This window comes from Shewanella sp. T24-MNA-CIBAN-0130, assembly GCF_040310185.1.
Lineage (GTDB): Bacteria > Pseudomonadota > Gammaproteobacteria > Enterobacterales > Shewanellaceae > Shewanella > Shewanella psychromarinicola.
In genome coordinates this window covers 1-272 of the sequence record NZ_JBEOPP010000311.1, presented here as the reverse complement: position 1 = coordinate 272, position 272 = coordinate 1, and the positions used below count along the sequence as shown (strand labels likewise).

Genomic DNA, 272 nt, shown 5'->3' with positions numbered 1-272 from the left:
CTTAGACAGTGGTTACACCATTATTATGGGCGCAGATATCACCAACCTAAAACAGGCACAAACATCACTAGAACAAGCACATCAACAAATCGAAAGTTTAGTGAATACAGATCAACTAACTGGGGTGCATAATCGTCGCTCATATAACCAATTAGCAAAACAAGAATGTGCCAGAGCGATCAGATTTAACCAACAGTTATCCTTGTTGGTTATCGATATCGATTACTTTAAAGTGATTAATGACAATTTTGGTCATGAGGGCGGAGATAGCA

At 38.6% G+C, this 272-nt stretch carries 1 protein-coding gene; it reads left to right on the top strand.

Annotation, left to right across the window (positions count from 1 at the left end; all coding sequences use genetic code 11):
- A partial coding sequence (locus AAEZ02_RS22520; protein ID WP_351125279.1) for a GGDEF domain-containing protein occupies positions 1–272 on the top strand: 272 nt, incomplete at both ends.